The organism is Vulcanococcus limneticus LL (genome assembly GCF_943369875.1).
Lineage (GTDB): Bacteria > Cyanobacteriota > Cyanobacteriia > PCC-6307 > Cyanobiaceae > Vulcanococcus > Vulcanococcus limneticus_A.
This window is the reverse complement of record NZ_CALROT020000004.1, coordinates 185789-199148: the sequence shown is the minus strand read 5'-3', so window position 1 is coordinate 199148 and position 13360 is coordinate 185789. Positions and strand designations below refer to the sequence as shown.

Here is a 13360-nt window from a genome sequence, read left to right as displayed (position 1 = left end):
CGCAGCGCCCAGCGGCAGCGGACCTAGGGTGCCGCCGGCCCCGCCTGCGCCCACCGCTCCATGAACCGCTTCCGGGTCGAGCTGATCGCCGCCACCCCCAACCCCCAGCAGTGCATCTACGCCGCGATGCACCAGGACTATTCGGAGGGCTTCGTGGCGGCCGACCGCGCCAACTGGCCCGATGAGGCCAAGGCCGGCGAGATCTGCGTGAAGCGTCTGCTGGCGGGGGAGCGCGGCCACTACGGCCCGCTCGAGCATGCCCAGATCGTGCTGAATGTGGGCTGGTTTCCCCACTCGGTGATGCAGCAGGCCCGCACCCACAGGGTGGGGGTGAGCTTCGACGTGCAGTCGATGCGCTACACGGGCGACCGCATCCGCCGCGCCGCCCGCGGGGAGCTGGAGCTGGAGGAGGTGTTCTACCTGCGGCCGGTGGGCAGCTACAGCGACCGCCAGGGCAAGAAGTATGCGTACACCGAGGAGCAGCGGGCCAAGGACCTGCAGCTCTGCCAGGCGGCCGCCGAGCGCTACGCCGAGCTGCTCGATGCCGGCTTCGCCGAGGAGCACGCCCGCGGCATCCTCCCCTTCGACTACCGCCAGCACTTCGTGGTGAGCTTCAGCCTGCGGGCGTTCCTGCACTTCATGGACCTGCGGGCCAAGCTCGATGCCCAGGAGGAGATCCGGGTGCTCTGCGATCTGCTCTGGCCCCACTTCGTGGCCTGGGCGCCGGAGATCGCCGCCTGGTACGAGAAGAGCCGGCTGCACAAGGCAAGGCTGGCGCCGTAGCGCCAGCCATTGGGCGCACCTCCCGGTGCGACGCCCGGCTGGCGCCGTAGGGCCCCCTCAGGTGGGATCCCGCGCGGGATCGAACGCCCCCCGCGCCTCCGACTCGCTCCAGGGGGCCAGCCGCGTCAGCAGCAGCAGGGCCGGCACTGCGGCCAGCACGGTGAGCAGAAAGAAGCCGGGCCAGCCCACCCGCTCGGCCACCAGCCCCGCCGGCGCCGAGAGCAGCGAGCGGCTCATGGCGTAGACGCCCGAGAGCAGGGCGTACTGGGTGGCGGAGAAGCGGGGGTTGCAGAGGCTCATCAGCAGAGCCACGAACACCGCGCCCACCATGCCGCCGCTCACGTTCTCCAGGCTCACCGCCGCAATCAGCCCGGTGAAGCCGCCACCGAAGCGGGCCAGGGCCCAGTAGCTGAGGTTGCCGGCGGCACCGGCGATCGCGAACAGCCACAGCGAGCGGTTCATGCCCAGCCAGGCGAACAGGGTGCCCCCCAGCAGCGTGCCGACCATGGTGGCGCCGATGGCCCAGCCCCCCTGCACCAGGCCGATGTCCGCCTCGCTGAAGCCCTGCAGCTTGAGAAACGGGATCGCCATGGCGCTGAGCAGGCCGTCGGGCCAGCGGTAGAGCAGCACCAGCAGCAACAGCTGCCAGGTGCGGTTCGGCCCCGCCCGCCGCACGAACTCCCGCGCCGGCCCCACCACCGCCTGGCGCAGGCTGGTGACCGCATGCTCCACCGGCCGCAGCTTCGGCGCCGTGAGCGTGAACGGCACCACGGCGGCCACCAGGCCCGCGGCGGCGAGGAAGGCGGCGGGCCAGCCATAGCGATCGGCCAGCAGGAAGCCACCGGCCCCCACGGAGAGCATCGCGGCCCGATAGCCCAGGGCCGCCGCCGCCGCTCCCGGTCCCCGCTCCGCCTCGGGCAGCAGGTCAGTGCGGTAGGCATCCACGGCGATGTCCTGGGTGGCGCTGCAGATCGCCAGCACCAGGGCCGCCACGCCGATGGCGGTGAGATTGGCGGGGTCGGTGCTGGGCCGCAGCAGCGCCATGGCGGCGATCACGGCCACCAGCAACAGCTGCATCACCAGAAGCCAGCCGCGGCGGCGGTCGGGCCAGGGGATCGGCCAGCGATCCAGCAGCGGCGCCCAGAACAGCTTGAGCGTGTAGGGCAGTTCCGCCAGGGGGATCAAGCCGATCAGGGCCAGGGGCACGCCGCTGGCCGTCAGCCAGCCCTGCAGCAGCTTGCTGCCCACCATCAGCGGCGCGCCGCTGGCCACGCCCTCGGCGGTCACGGCCACGAGCCGGCGGGTGGTGCCGGCGGGCCGCCCGGCTGGCTTGACCTGCGGGACCATCGGGGCGGCTCAAGTGGCGGCACGCTAAGGCCGTTCCGGGACCCCGGCCTGGCGCGGCGATGGCGCGGCGCTGACGGCCGCGGCCAACCTGGCCTGGTCTGTCCAGAGTGGGGCATCCCGCTCCTGTCTCCATGGCTGTCCGCTGTTCTCTCCAGGGCCTCAGGTGGGCGGCCGCCGCCGGCCTGACCCTCGTCCTCGGGGCGGACCTGCTGACGGCCGGAGCCCAGGCGCGCCCCGCCCGCGGCGGCGTCGGTGGCCCGGCCTCCGGCGCCGGCGTGCGTCCTGGTGCCGGCTTCGGCGCCCCCGGTGCCGGCCTGACGCCCCGCCCCGGGGTTGGGGCCGGTGGTGTCGGTGGTCCTGCCTCGGGTGCCGGCGTTCGCCCCGGGGCCGGCTGGGGTGCCCCCGGCGCCGGTCTGACCCCTCGCCCCGGAGTGGGAGCCGGTGGGGTGGGCGGCCCGGCCTCCGGGGCGGGCGTGCGCCCTGGTGCCGGCTGGGGGGCTCCGGGGGTGGGCCTCACCCGCGCCCCGTCCGCCGCCTATGGCGCCGCCGCCTATCACCCGGGCTGGGCCGGGGGTGGCTACTGGGCCGCCCGGCCCTGGACCAGCGGCTGGTACGGCGTCCGGCCCCTGGGCTGGGGGGTGGCGGGCCTGGCCACCGGTGCCGTGATCGCCGATGCCGTGAACAGCGCCGCCGACCAGCAGTCCACGGTGTTCGTGGTGCCCCAGACCAGCTACCAGCTCAACTACGCCACGGTGCTGGCCGCACCCCCCAGTGGCGTGCGCTTCTCCTACGGCGCCAACGGCGTGCTGCAGACGGCCCAGGGGGATTGCCAGAGCGGCCAGCTCAACGGCCTGCCCGCCAGCAGCGCCGAGGCCGCCCAGCTGCTCAATGCGGCCTGCGTCGTGGCCTACGGCAGCGGCCAGTAGGGAGGCCCGGCGGGGTCGGGCCGGCTGGACGGCCACAATGGGTCCAACGCCGAGTCCGCCGTGCAGTTTCTCCGCTCCACCCTGCTTCCGGCCGCGATCGTGCTGCTGTTCGGCCTGGCCCTGTTCGCGGTGAGCGCCCGCATCTGGCTGCCGGGCGACATGGCCGCCCCGGCGCCGATCGGCTGAGCCGGGGGCCGGCTTTTACGATCCCCCGATGACGGACCCCTTCCCACCGTTCTCCCACAGCCCGGCCGAGCTGGCCCTGGATCCGGAGGTGCTCGCCTCGGAGCTGGCGGAGGAACTGCTGGGGGATCCCCTCGACGACCTGGACGCCCTCGACCCCGGTGAAGCCGACGTGGCCGCCGAGTGCGACCTGGGTCTGCAGCTGCTGCGCGGCAGCCACGAGGAGCGCATGCAGGGACTGCGCATCTTCTGCGAGCACCGCGACCCGCGCGCCCCGGCCCAGCTGCTGCCCCTGCTGGAGGCCAGCTGCCCGATCCTGCGCATGAGCGCCGTCTATGCCCTGGGCCGCAACCCCGACCTGCAGGCCGTGACCCCGCTGCTGGCCCTGCTCCAGAACGACAGCAACGGCTACGTGCGCAAGGCCGTGGCCTGGAGCCTGGGCAGCTACCCGGATGCCCCGGTGATGAATCCCCTGATCCGGGCCCTGGAGAACGACATCGCCGCCGTGCGCCTCTGGGCCGCCAGCTCCCTGGCCGACGCCGGCGCCACGGGCCTGGCCAAGGCCGACCAGGCCGCCGGCCAGCTGCTGCTCAGCCTGCGCATCGACAGCGAGCCGGTGGTGCGCAGCAACTGCGCCTGGTCGTTGGGCCGCCTCTACGCCGATCTGGTGGAGCCGCGCCAGCGGGAGGTGGTGGAGGCCCTGCTCAAGGCCATGCTCCACGACGGCGACCTGACCGTGCGCGACGAGGCACGCCTCGCCCTGGAGCAGCTGGAGGATCCGCTGGTGCTGGAGCGCCTGCAGACCCTGGTGGATGAGGGGCTGCTGAGCTGATCGCCTGGGCGCATCAGCTGGGCCGATCCCGTGCCCCCGGCGCCTGGACAACGCGGCTAGCATCCCGTCACCTTCCGCTGCCCGGAATGGCCCAGCACACCATCCGATTCCGCATCCGACCCGACGGTCGCGTGGAGGAGCTGGTGGAGGGCATCGCCGGCAGCGGCTGCGAGGAACTCACCGAGCGGATCGAGGCCAAGCTCGGCGTGGTGCAGCAGCGCCGCGCCACCTCCGAGGCCTACCAGGCCCAGGCGCTCGCTTCCGGCCAGTCGGTGACCGCCGAGCAGACCATCACCGCACCGCTGTCCTGAGTTCCCCGCGAGTCCTGCCCCATGTCGCACTTCAGCACCGTCAAGACGGAACTCCGGGACCGCAGCGCCCTGCTCGAGGCCCTGCGCGATCTGGGCCACCAGCCAAGCGAGGGCGAGCGCCCGGTGCGGGGCTACCGCGGCCAGACGGTGCTCGCTGACCTGGCCATCGCCAGCGAGCAGGGCGGCGACCTCGGCTTCCGCTGGAACGCCGAGGTCGGCAGCTACGAGCTGGTGACCGACCTCGACCTGTGGAAGCAGCCGGTGCCGGTGGAGCGGTTCCTGGCCCAGCTCACCCAGCGCTATGCCCTGCGCAGCATCCTGGCCGCCTCCGAGCAGGAGGGCTTCCAGGTGAGCGAGCAGCGCCAGGCCCTCGACGGCAGCATCGAGCTGGTGGTGACCCGCTGGGACGGCTGAGTGCCCCGGCCTGTCCCGGTCGATCCCTCCCTGGCCTTCGCGGCCGCCGCGGCTCCAGCCGTCGAACCCAGCGGCCGTGAGCCGCTGCTGGGTGGCGGGCTGCGCCAGAAGGCGGTGTGGGTGGATGAGGCCGTGTGCATCGGCTGTCGCTACTGCGCCCACGTGGCCGGCAACACCTTCGTGGTGGAGCCCGACTGGGGCCGCTCCCGTGCCCTCCGCCAGGACGGCGACAGCACCGAGACGATCCAGGAGGCGATCGACACCTGCCCGGTGGACTGCATCCACTGGGTGGCCTACGAGGACCTGCCCGGCCTTGAGCAGCAGGCCCGCAGCCAGGAGCTGCTGCCCCTGGGGCTGCCGAGCGCGGCCCGGCCCAAGCGCTTGATTCCCCGCGGTGGCTCCGCCCTGGGCGAGTCGCCCTGATGGCATCCCCTGAGTTGCCGGCCCCGCTGCCGACCCGCCGCTTCGGCCGCACCGAGCTGGCCATGCCGGTGCTGTCGCTGGGGGGGATGCGCTTCCAGCAGAGCTGGAGCGACCTGCCCGCCGATCAGATCACGGACGAGAGCCAGGCCAACCTGCGCTCCACCCTGGAGCGGGCGGTGGCCCATGGCTTCCACCACGTGGAAACCGCGCGCCATTACGGCACGTCGGAGCGCCAGCTGGGCTGGCTGCTGCCCCAGTGCCCCGACCCCCGGCGCCTCCTGCAGACCAAGGTGCCGCCCCAGGACGATGCGGCGGCCTTCGAGGCGGAACTGGCCCTGAGCTTCGAGCGGCTGGGGGTTGAGCGGGTGGCGCTGCTGGCCATCCACGGCCTCAACCTGCCGGAGCACCTGGAGCAGACCCTGCGGCCCGGCGGCTGCCTGGACGTGGCCCGCCGCTGGCAGGCCGAGGGCCGCATCGGATCCGTGGGCTTCTCCACCCATGCCCCCCTGCCGCTGATCCTGGAGGCGATCGCGTCGGATCGCTTCGACTACATCAACCTGCACTGGTATTTCATCCGCCAGGACAACGGCCCGGCGATCGCGGCCGCCACCGCCCACGACATGGGCGTGTTCGTAATCAGCCCCACCGACAAGGGCGGCCACCTGCACAGCCCGTCGCCGCGGCTCCTGGAGCTCTGCGCGCCGCTGCACCCGATCGTGTTCAACGACCTGTTCTGCCTGTCGGCCCCTGGGATCCACACCCTCAGCGTGGGGGCCGCCCGGCCGCAGGACCTGGAGCTGCACCTGCAGGCCGTGGCGCTGCTGCCCCGGGCGGCGGAGCTGCTGCCGCCGATCGTGGCGCGGCTGGAGCGGGCCCGGCGCGAGGCCCTGGGTGACGCCTGGCTCGCCAGCTGGGAGCAGGGCCTGCCCCAGTGGCAGGACACCCCCGGCCAGATCAACCTGCCGGTGCTGCTGTGGCTGCACACCCTGCTGGAGGCCTGGGACCTGCAGAGCTTCGGCCGGGCCCGCTACGGCCTGCTGGGCTCCGGCGGCCACTGGTTCCCCGGCGCCAATGCCGATCCACTCGATGTCTCGGTGAGTGAGGCAGAGCTGCTGGGCGTGCTCGGCGAGAGCCCCTGGGCCGCGCAGATCCCCGACCTGCTGCGGCGGCTGCGGCAGCGGATCGGCGGTGAGTCGGTGCGCCGGCTGCAGCAGAGCTGAGGCCCCGGCCGGCGTTCAGGCCCCGAGTGGCACCTTGGCGGGCACCCCCACCGCCCGCGGGTACTGGCCCGGGCAGGGGGCCGTGGCCTGCAGGGTCAGGGCGGTGCGCAGGCCCCGGCCGGCCGGCAGCTCGCGCTGCTCGCGGCGGCTCACCCGGGCCTTGAGCAGGGCCAGGGCCCGATCCAGCTCCGTCTGGTCGCCCGCCGACCACTGGCCGCGGTAGAGCATCGCCTCGCCGCCGCTGGCCAGCAGGGGCACCAGGTATTCGGCCACCACCGGCGCCGACGCCACGGCCCGGGCCAGTGCCAGGTCGAACTGGCCGCGGCAGCGCTTCTGGCGGCCCGTGCGCTCCACCCGCTCGCAGCGCAGCTCCACCCGCTCCGCCAGGCCCAGGGCTTCGGCCATGGCCTGCACCGCCTGGGTCTTGCGGCCCACCGAATCCACCAGGGTCAGGCGGGCGTTGGGCAGGGCGATCGCCACCGCCAGGCCCGGGAAGCCGCCGCCGGTGCCCACATCGATGCAGCGCAGCGCCGCTGCGGGGCGCTCCCGCAGCAGCGGCAGCAGCGGCCAGAGGCTGTCGAACACCTGGGCGATCCAGAAGTCGGCCCCCTCCACCAGGCGGGTGAGGTTGAGGCGGCCGTTCCACTCGCGCAGCTGCTGCTGCAGGGCGATGAACTGCGCCCGCTGGCTGTCATCCGGCGCCCAGCCCAGGGCCTGCCACAGCTCCGGGGTCGGGCCGGCCCAGGCCCCATCGGGGTCCGCGGCGTTGGTGGCGGCAGCAGCGCTGGGCTCGGGGGCGGCGGGCATCCGCGGGCGGGCAGGGGCAAGCTCTCTAGGATCCCGCACACCAGGTGCTGCAGCGGTGGTCGCCGGCGATTCCCTCGGAGAGGCCCGCCACAGGGGCCATGCCAACCACTACGAGCTGCTCCAGCTGGAGCCTTCGGCCTCGGCCCAGGAGCTGCGCCAGGCCTTCCGGCGCCTGAGCAAGCTCTACCACCCGGACACCACCACCCTGCCGGAGGTGGAGGCCCAGGAAGCCTTCGGCCGGCTGCAGCAGGCCTACCACGCCCTCAGCGACCCCGAGCGCCGCCGCGCCTACGACGCCAGCCTGGTCGCCACCCTGGCGGCGACGCCCCCCGCCCCGCCGCCGAATCTGCGGCGGGTGGTGACCCGCCCGCCCGCCTCGGTGCGGCGCGACCTCTCCGGTGGCGAGTGGTTCGCCCTGGTGCTGCTGGCCCTGGCGGTGGTCTTCAGCCTGGTGCTGGGGGTGGGACTGGCCTGGGCGCGCGGCGCCGAGCTGGTCCGCCCCCCCAGCTGGTGGCCGGCGCCCGTGGACTCGGCGGGGCAGACTGCCGACTTCCCCGCTTCCGCCCGTTCGGATGTCGCCCCTGCCGTCGCCGCAGACCCCCCTGTATCACCACCCCCTGCCGGCCCTGGAGCAGTGGCTGCAGGAGCTGGGGGCGGTGCAGCAGCGGGGTAACCCCTGCCTCTGGGATCTGCACCACCGCGACTGGAGCGCCGAGATCGAACTGGAGGCCGAGGAGCTGAGCGTCCGCTGGCAGCAGGCGACGGCCCCCGCCGCTGCGGCAGACGGCCCCCGAGCCGGGCTGCGCAACGAGCGCCACTTCCCCTACGGCCTCTCCCGCGCCGACGTGGAGGCGGCGATTCTGGCCGGCCCCTGAGCCTGGCCTCAGAGGTCGTCCAGGGCGCGGCCGATCGCCGCGTAGCACTGCTCCAGCTGGGCGTCGCTGAGGCAGAGCGGCGGCAGCAGGTAGACCACCTGGCCCAGGGGCCGCAGGAACACGCCCTGCTCCAGCACCCGCCGCTGCAGCTCCCGGCCCACGGGGTTGAGGTAGCCGGGGCGCTCCACCGCCAGCTCCACCGCCGCCACCGTGCCCAGCAGTCGCGGCCGCCGCAGCCTGGGGTGGCGGGCCAGGGCCTCCAGGTGGGGCCGGTGGCGGGCCTCGAAGCCCGTGAAGCGCTCGGCCTGGCGCTCCAGCAGCGCCAGGCTGGCGTTGGCGGCGGCGCAGCCCAGGGGGTTGGCGGTGAAGCTGTGGCCGTGGAACAGGGTGCGCCGGGGCTGCTCCGCGTCGCGGAAGCCCTCGAACAGCCGCTCGCTCGCCATCGTGACGCCCATGGGCAGGAAGCCGCCGGTCAGGCCCTTGGAGAGGGCGATCAGGTCGGGCTGGATGGCAGCGAGGTGGTGGGCGAACAGGGCACCGGTGCGGCCGAAGCCGGTCATCACCTCATCGGCGATCAACAGGGCGCCGGCGGCCTGCACCCGCTCCGCCACGCCGCGCACGAACGAGGGTCGCACCATGGCCATGCCGCTGGCCCCCTGGACCAGTGGCTCGAGGATCACCGCCGCGGTGGGCACCTCCTCCAGCAGCTGCTCCAGCCGCTCCAGGGCCGCCGCCTCCCGAGCCTCCACGCCGTCGTCGTGCCACCAGGTGGCGGGCCAGGGGGCCCGGGCCACCTCGAACAGCAGTGGCTCGAACGGGGCCGAGAAGAGCGAGCGCTCCCCCAGGGCCATGGCCCCGAAGGTGTCGCCGTGGTAAGCGCCATCGAAGGCGATCAGGCGGCGCCGGGTCGCCGCCCCCGGTGTGCCGGCCTCCTCCTGGTTGCGCCACCACTGCCAGGCGATCTTGAGGGCCACCTCCACGGCGGTGGAGCCGTTGTCGGAGAAGAACAGCCGCTCCAGGCCGGTGCGGGCGCTGAGGGCCGTGGCCAGGGCCTCGGCGGGGGGATGGCTGAAGTTGGCGAAGATCACCTGCTCCAGGGTCTGGGCCTGGGCCGCCACCGCCGCCGCGATCTCGGGTTCCGCGTGGCCGTGCAGGGTCACCCACCAGCTGCTGATGGCGTCGATCAGCTGGCGGCCGTCCTCCAGTTCCAGCAGGGCACCCCGGGCCCGCACCGCCCGCAGCGGTGGATCCGCCGTGGCCACCTGGGTGGTGGGGTGCCAGAGGTGGGGGTGCCAGGTCGCCATGGAGAGGGGGTGCGGCGCAGGAGGACCGCCTCGCCATGATGGAGGGCTGAATCCGGGCGGTTGGGGCCAGGCCTCTCCATCCCGTTGAGGTCAGCTGTCGATTTCAGCTGTCGTCCCCAGGGATCGCAGCGGGTTTCTGCAGCTGCAGAACGGCAACCTCCCCGGACGAACCAGCCGGTCCTGGTCCCGGTTCGGCGCAGCCGCAGGGGCTCAGAGCTTGCCCTTGCAGAGTTCGCTGCGATCCTCCTGCTGGGTCGCGAAGGGACCGCAGCTGGCCCAGCGCACCAGGGAGACCTCGATGTCGGTGAACAGCACAAGCAGTCCGCCGCAGACGGCGACCACGGCCGCAGTCACCAGCAGAGGGGAAGGTTTCATGGCAGCGCCGTCACCCCAGCAGCTTATGGGCGAGGTTCTGGCGCCGCCATTGCTCCGCCAGGATGGTGCGGTTGATCGTCGCGAGCGGCGGTAGACACGCCAGGACGGGGGCTCCGCTCAGCTCCTCCAGGGTGGCGGTGTTGTTGGCATGCGGGGGACCGTTCAGCACCAGCCCGAGCAGGGGGATCCCCCGCCGCCGCAGCGCCTCCACCGACAGCAGGGTGTGGTTGAGGGTGCCCAGGCCGCTGCGGGCCACCAGCAGCACCGGCAGGCCCCAGCGCCGGATCTGATCGATCTGCAGCAGGTCCCGGCGCAGGGGCACCAGCAGGCCGCCGGCGCACTCCACCACCAGGCGGCCGGCCACGGCCGGCAGGGTCAGGCGGGCCGGATCGATCGGCGGCCCGGGCCGCTCGGGATCGCCGCTCTCCAGCTCCGCCGCCCAGTGGGGCGAGGCGGGGGCCGTCAGGCGGTAGGCCTCCGGCAGCAGCCGCTCCGCCGGCAGGTCCAGCAGGGTCCCGATCCGGCCGCTGTCGCCGCCGCCCTCCAGGCCGCACTGCACCGGCTTCCAGTAGTGGGCCCCCAGGCCCTGCACCAGCAGGGCGCTCACCACGGTCTTGCCCACGTCGGTGTCGGTGCCGCAGACCACCAGCTGCAGGGGGGCCTCGGCGCGGCGGTCCTGGACGGGGGGCATGGTGCTGGCCGGTCGGGTGGGTCGGAGCAGGCTGCCGCTCAGGCGGCGCCGGGGCGGCGGCCGAGCAGCAGCAGCACCTCCCATTCCAGGCGGTTGCCGGTGGCGTTGGGCCAGGCGGCCTCCAGGCGCCGCAGCTCCGCGGGCCGCAGGCGGGGGCCGTGGCTGGCCTGGGCGCCGATCGCCTTGATCTGGCCCAGGAAGCCCAGGGCGCTCGGCGCCGGCCGGCTGAACCGCAGGCGGCGGCAGAGCCGGATCTCCAGGTGGCGGGCCACGGCCCCCTCCAGACCCATGGCCTCCGGCAGTTCCAGGCCGGTGAACGGCACCGCGGCGGCGGCCGCGGCGGCGCGCCACTGGCGGAAGCTGGCGGCGGTGGGCACCGCCAGGGCCAGCCAGCCGCCCGGGCGCAGCTGCCCGCCCCAGTGCTCCAGCTGCCGCTCCGGCTGCTCCAGCCACTGCAGGGCGAAGCTGGATCCCAGCAGCGCCGCGCCCCCCAGCTGGGGCGGCAGGCCGCCATTCAGGTCCCAGGGCAGGCTGGCGGTGTCCGGCGCGCCCTGGGCCAGCAGCGCCGGGCAGTTGTCGACCCGCAGCAGCCGCAGCTCCGGCCGCAGCCGCTCGATCGATCCGGCCAGCAGGCCGGTGCCGGCCCCCAGGTCGGCGCAGGGGCCGGCGGGGATCGCCAGGTCGCGGCAGTGGCGGGCCAGGCGCCAGGCCACGGCCCGCTGCAGCCGGGCCTCCCGCCCGTAGCGGACGGCGCCCCGGGCGAAGTTGCGGCGCACCTGGCCGGCGAAGGGGCTGGGCTCCGCGCTGGGCGCCGGCGCCGCTGCAGCTGCAGCGTTCGCTGGGGCCTGGCTCGCCCGGTCCGCCGTGGGTTCAGCCCTGACCATGGCCTCCCGCCGCGTGGGTCTCGATCCAATGCAGCACGGCGGGGATCAGCGTGGGGCTGAGCAGGCTGTGGCCCACCCCCTCCAGGTTCAGGACCTCGGCCTGGGGCAGGGCCGCCCGCAGCAGCGCCCGGCTCTCGGGGGCCACGATCCGATCCTCCGCGGCCTCCACGATCAGCACCCGCGCGGAGCCGGGGAAGCCGGCCGGCAGGCCGTCGGTGCGGCCCAGCAGGGCCAGGTCGTTGTGGAGCCGTTGGCGGCCGTCGCTGCTGAGGCCGTCCTCCAGGGGGCCGTGGGGGAGCCACTCGGGCGGTGCGGGTGCGGCCGCTTCCGTCAGAAACCGGCGCAGCATCGCTTCAGCCTCGGCGTCGCCGGCTTGCAGCTGGGCGGCCATGCCCCGCAGGGCCTGCTGCAGGCGCCGGCCCGGTCGGCCCGGCGGCACGAAGCGGCCGAAGCTGGCCAGCAGTACCAGCGCCGTGGCCTGCGCGAGCAGGTCCGCCGGCAGCAGGTGCAGGCCGAGGGAATGGACCAGCACCACTCGCTGCTTGGCGTCGCCCCAGCTCGGCAGGCGCGGCGTCTGGCGGCCGTAGCCCCGCTCGCCGCAGCTCAGCCGCCAGCCCCGCTCCATGGCGGCGGTGTCCCAGGGGGCCCAGCTGCGGTGGTCGCCGCCCCAGCCGTGCATGGCAATCAGCTCGACGCCCATCAGCTGTTCTCCGGCGGGTGGGCCGGTGGGCCCAGGGCCCCCAGCAGGCGCTCCAGGCTGCCCTGGGGCAGATCGTGGCGCAGCACCAGCCGCAGCCGGGCCGTGCCCTCCGGCACCGTGGGCGGCCGGATCGCCACGCTCAGCAGTCCCGCCGCCTCGAGCCGCTGCTGCAGGGCCAGGGCGGCGGCATCGCCGCCCACCAATAGCGGCAGGATCGGACCCTCGCCGGGGGGACGGGCCCAGCCGGCGGCCTCCAGGCCGTCGCGCCAGCGCTGCGCCCGCGCCAGCAGCGCCGCCCCGTATCCGGGCTCCTGCTCCAACAGCTCCAGGGCCGCCACGGCCGCGGCGGCCAGGGGCGGGGCCAGGGCGGTGCTGTAGCGGAACGGTCCGGAGAACTGCTCCAGCCAGTCCCCCACCACGCCATCGGCGGCCAGGAAGGCGCCGCCACTGCCGAAGGCCTTGCCGAAGGTGCCGCTCACCAGGTGCACCCCCGCCAGCCCCTGGCCCAGGCCGCGCCCACCGGCCCCAAGCACCCCCAGGGCGTGGGCCTCATCCAGCAGCAGGGCGGCGCCGTGGCGCCGGCACAGCTCCGCCAGGGCCGCCACGTCCGGTGAGGTGCCCTCCATGCTGAACAGGCTCTCGCTCAGCACCACCAGGCGCCGCTGCGGCTCGGCGCTGCGGGCCCGCTCCAGCCGCCGGGCCAGATCGGCCAGGTCGTTGTGGGCAAAGCGCTGCAGCCGGGCGCCGGCGGCCTGCACCCCCACCAGCAGCGAGTGGTGGATCAGCCGATCGGCCAGCACCAGGCTGTGGCGATCCGCCAGGGCACCGACCGCCGCCAGGTTCGCCTGGAAGCCGCTCGGAAACAGCAGCACCCGCTCCCGCCCCAGCCAGCGGGCCAGGCGCCGCTCCAGCTCGGCATGGACCGGCCGCGTGCCGCTCACCAGCCGCGAGGCGCCGGCCCCCACGCCCTGCTCGGCGATGCAGGCGCTGGCGGCGGCCTTCAGCCGGGGGTGCTGGGCGAAGCCGAGATAGTCGTTGCTGGCCAGATCCAGCAGGAGCGGGTCGTGCGAGTCGGTGGGGGAGGCGGCAGGCGGGGTTGCCCCTGCCGCGACGGCCCGCAGGCTCCCCGGCCCGGCGGCCTGGAAGCGGCGCAGCTGGCGCCGCCGCTGGGCCGGCAGGGCCGCGAGGGCGGCGGCCAGGGGGGCCAGGGGATCGGGGGGGGCGTCGCTCAAGGGCTGGCCGGTCACGGGCACCTGGGCTCAACGCAGTCTGCTCCTAGGATTCC

General features: G+C 74.6%; 18 protein-coding genes. 10 read left to right on the top strand and 8 right to left on the bottom strand.

The window, feature by feature from the left end:
* Positions 1–60 precede the first annotated feature (60 nt).
* Positions 61–783 (top strand): FAD-dependent thymidylate synthase, encoded by a 723-nt coding sequence (thyX, locus tag ACLV7J_RS06875; protein ID WP_411868358.1) that lies wholly within the window; start codon positions 61–63, stop codon positions 781–783.
* 57 nt (positions 784–840) lie between these two features.
* On the opposite strand, the gene ACLV7J_RS06870 is transcribed toward thyX, so the two are convergent.
* Positions 841–2130, bottom strand: a complete 1290-nt coding sequence (locus ACLV7J_RS06870) for an AmpG family muropeptide MFS transporter (RefSeq protein ID WP_411868357.1) — start codon at positions 2128–2130, stop codon at positions 841–843.
* A gap of 131 nt (positions 2131–2261) precedes the next feature.
* On the opposite strand from ACLV7J_RS06870, the gene ACLV7J_RS06865 reads away from it, so the two are divergent.
* From ACLV7J_RS06865 to ACLV7J_RS06835, 7 genes are all read left to right on the top strand, one after another.
* Positions 2262–3056: a hypothetical protein gene (locus tag ACLV7J_RS06865; RefSeq protein ID WP_411868356.1), complete on the top strand. Its 795-nt coding sequence runs from the start codon at positions 2262–2264 to the stop codon at positions 3054–3056.
* 60 nt (positions 3057–3116) lie between these two features.
* Positions 3117–3242 (top strand): hypothetical protein, encoded by a 126-nt coding sequence (locus ACLV7J_RS06860; RefSeq protein ID WP_255126887.1) that lies wholly within the window; start codon positions 3117–3119, stop codon positions 3240–3242.
* A 28-nt stretch (positions 3243–3270) separates the two neighbouring features.
* Positions 3271–4071, top strand: a complete 801-nt coding sequence (locus ACLV7J_RS06855; RefSeq protein ID WP_411868355.1) for a HEAT repeat domain-containing protein — start codon at positions 3271–3273, stop codon at positions 4069–4071.
* A gap of 86 nt (positions 4072–4157) precedes the next feature.
* Complete coding sequence (locus ACLV7J_RS06850) at positions 4158–4382, top strand: DUF2997 domain-containing protein (RefSeq protein ID WP_411868354.1); 225 nt, start codon at positions 4158–4160, stop codon at positions 4380–4382.
* A gap of 21 nt (positions 4383–4403) precedes the next feature.
* Entirely contained in the window at positions 4404–4796 is a 393-nt protein-coding gene (locus tag ACLV7J_RS06845; protein ID WP_411868353.1) for a DUF1257 domain-containing protein, read from the top strand.
* A complete protein-coding gene (locus ACLV7J_RS06840; RefSeq protein ID WP_411868352.1) occupies positions 4797–5219 on the top strand; it encodes a ferredoxin in 423 nt (140 codons plus the stop codon).
* Positions 5219–6439: an aldo/keto reductase gene (locus ACLV7J_RS06835; RefSeq protein WP_411868351.1), complete on the top strand. Its 1221-nt coding sequence runs from the start codon at positions 5219–5221 to the stop codon at positions 6437–6439. Before ACLV7J_RS06840 ends, ACLV7J_RS06835 begins: the two co-directional genes overlap by 1 nt.
* Before the next feature lie 15 nt (positions 6440–6454).
* On the opposite strand, the gene rsmG is transcribed toward ACLV7J_RS06835, so the two are convergent.
* Positions 6455–7246 carry a 16S rRNA (guanine(527)-N(7))-methyltransferase RsmG gene (gene rsmG, locus ACLV7J_RS06830; protein WP_411868350.1) on the bottom strand — a complete coding sequence of 264 codons (792 nt, stop codon included), beginning with the start codon at positions 7244–7246 and terminating at the stop codon, positions 6455–6457.
* 55 nt (positions 7247–7301) lie between these two features.
* On the opposite strand from rsmG, the gene ACLV7J_RS06825 reads away from it, so the two are divergent.
* Both ACLV7J_RS06825 and ACLV7J_RS06820 read left to right on the top strand, forming a co-directional pair.
* Positions 7302–7919: a J domain-containing protein gene (locus tag ACLV7J_RS06825; RefSeq protein ID WP_411868349.1), complete on the top strand. Its 618-nt coding sequence runs from the start codon at positions 7302–7304 to the stop codon at positions 7917–7919.
* Positions 7819–8121 (top strand): DUF3143 domain-containing protein, encoded by a 303-nt coding sequence (locus ACLV7J_RS06820; protein ID WP_411868348.1) that lies wholly within the window; start codon positions 7819–7821, stop codon positions 8119–8121. Before ACLV7J_RS06825 ends, ACLV7J_RS06820 begins: the two co-directional genes overlap by 101 nt.
* An 8-nt stretch (positions 8122–8129) precedes the next feature.
* Here ACLV7J_RS06820 and bioA read toward each other — a convergent pair whose 3' ends face one another.
* From bioA to ACLV7J_RS06790, 6 genes are all read right to left on the bottom strand, one after another.
* A complete protein-coding gene (bioA, locus tag ACLV7J_RS06815; protein WP_411868347.1) occupies positions 8130–9425 on the bottom strand; it encodes an adenosylmethionine--8-amino-7-oxononanoate transaminase in 1296 nt (431 codons plus the stop codon).
* Between the two features lie 210 nt (positions 9426–9635).
* On the bottom strand, positions 9636–9800 hold the full coding sequence (locus tag ACLV7J_RS06810) for a hypothetical protein (RefSeq protein ID WP_411868346.1): 165 nt from the start codon (positions 9798–9800) through the stop codon (positions 9636–9638).
* Between the two features lie 10 nt (positions 9801–9810).
* Complete coding sequence (gene bioD / locus ACLV7J_RS06805; protein ID WP_411868345.1) at positions 9811–10491, bottom strand: dethiobiotin synthase; 681 nt, start codon at positions 10489–10491, stop codon at positions 9811–9813.
* A 38-nt stretch (positions 10492–10529) separates the two neighbouring features.
* On the bottom strand, positions 10530–11375 hold the full coding sequence (locus tag ACLV7J_RS06800; RefSeq protein WP_411868344.1) for an SAM-dependent methyltransferase: 846 nt from the start codon (positions 11373–11375) through the stop codon (positions 10530–10532).
* Positions 11362–12075 carry an alpha/beta hydrolase gene (locus ACLV7J_RS06795; RefSeq protein WP_411868343.1) on the bottom strand — a complete coding sequence of 238 codons (714 nt, stop codon included), beginning with the start codon at positions 12073–12075 and terminating at the stop codon, positions 11362–11364. Before ACLV7J_RS06795 ends, ACLV7J_RS06800 begins: the two co-directional genes overlap by 14 nt.
* The gene (locus ACLV7J_RS06790; RefSeq protein WP_411868342.1) at positions 12075–13307 is read right to left on the bottom strand and encodes an aminotransferase class I/II-fold pyridoxal phosphate-dependent enzyme; all 1233 of its coding nucleotides are present in this window, start codon (positions 13305–13307) and stop codon (positions 12075–12077) included. Before ACLV7J_RS06790 ends, ACLV7J_RS06795 begins: the two co-directional genes overlap by 1 nt.
* Between the last annotated feature and the right edge of the window lie 53 nt (positions 13308–13360).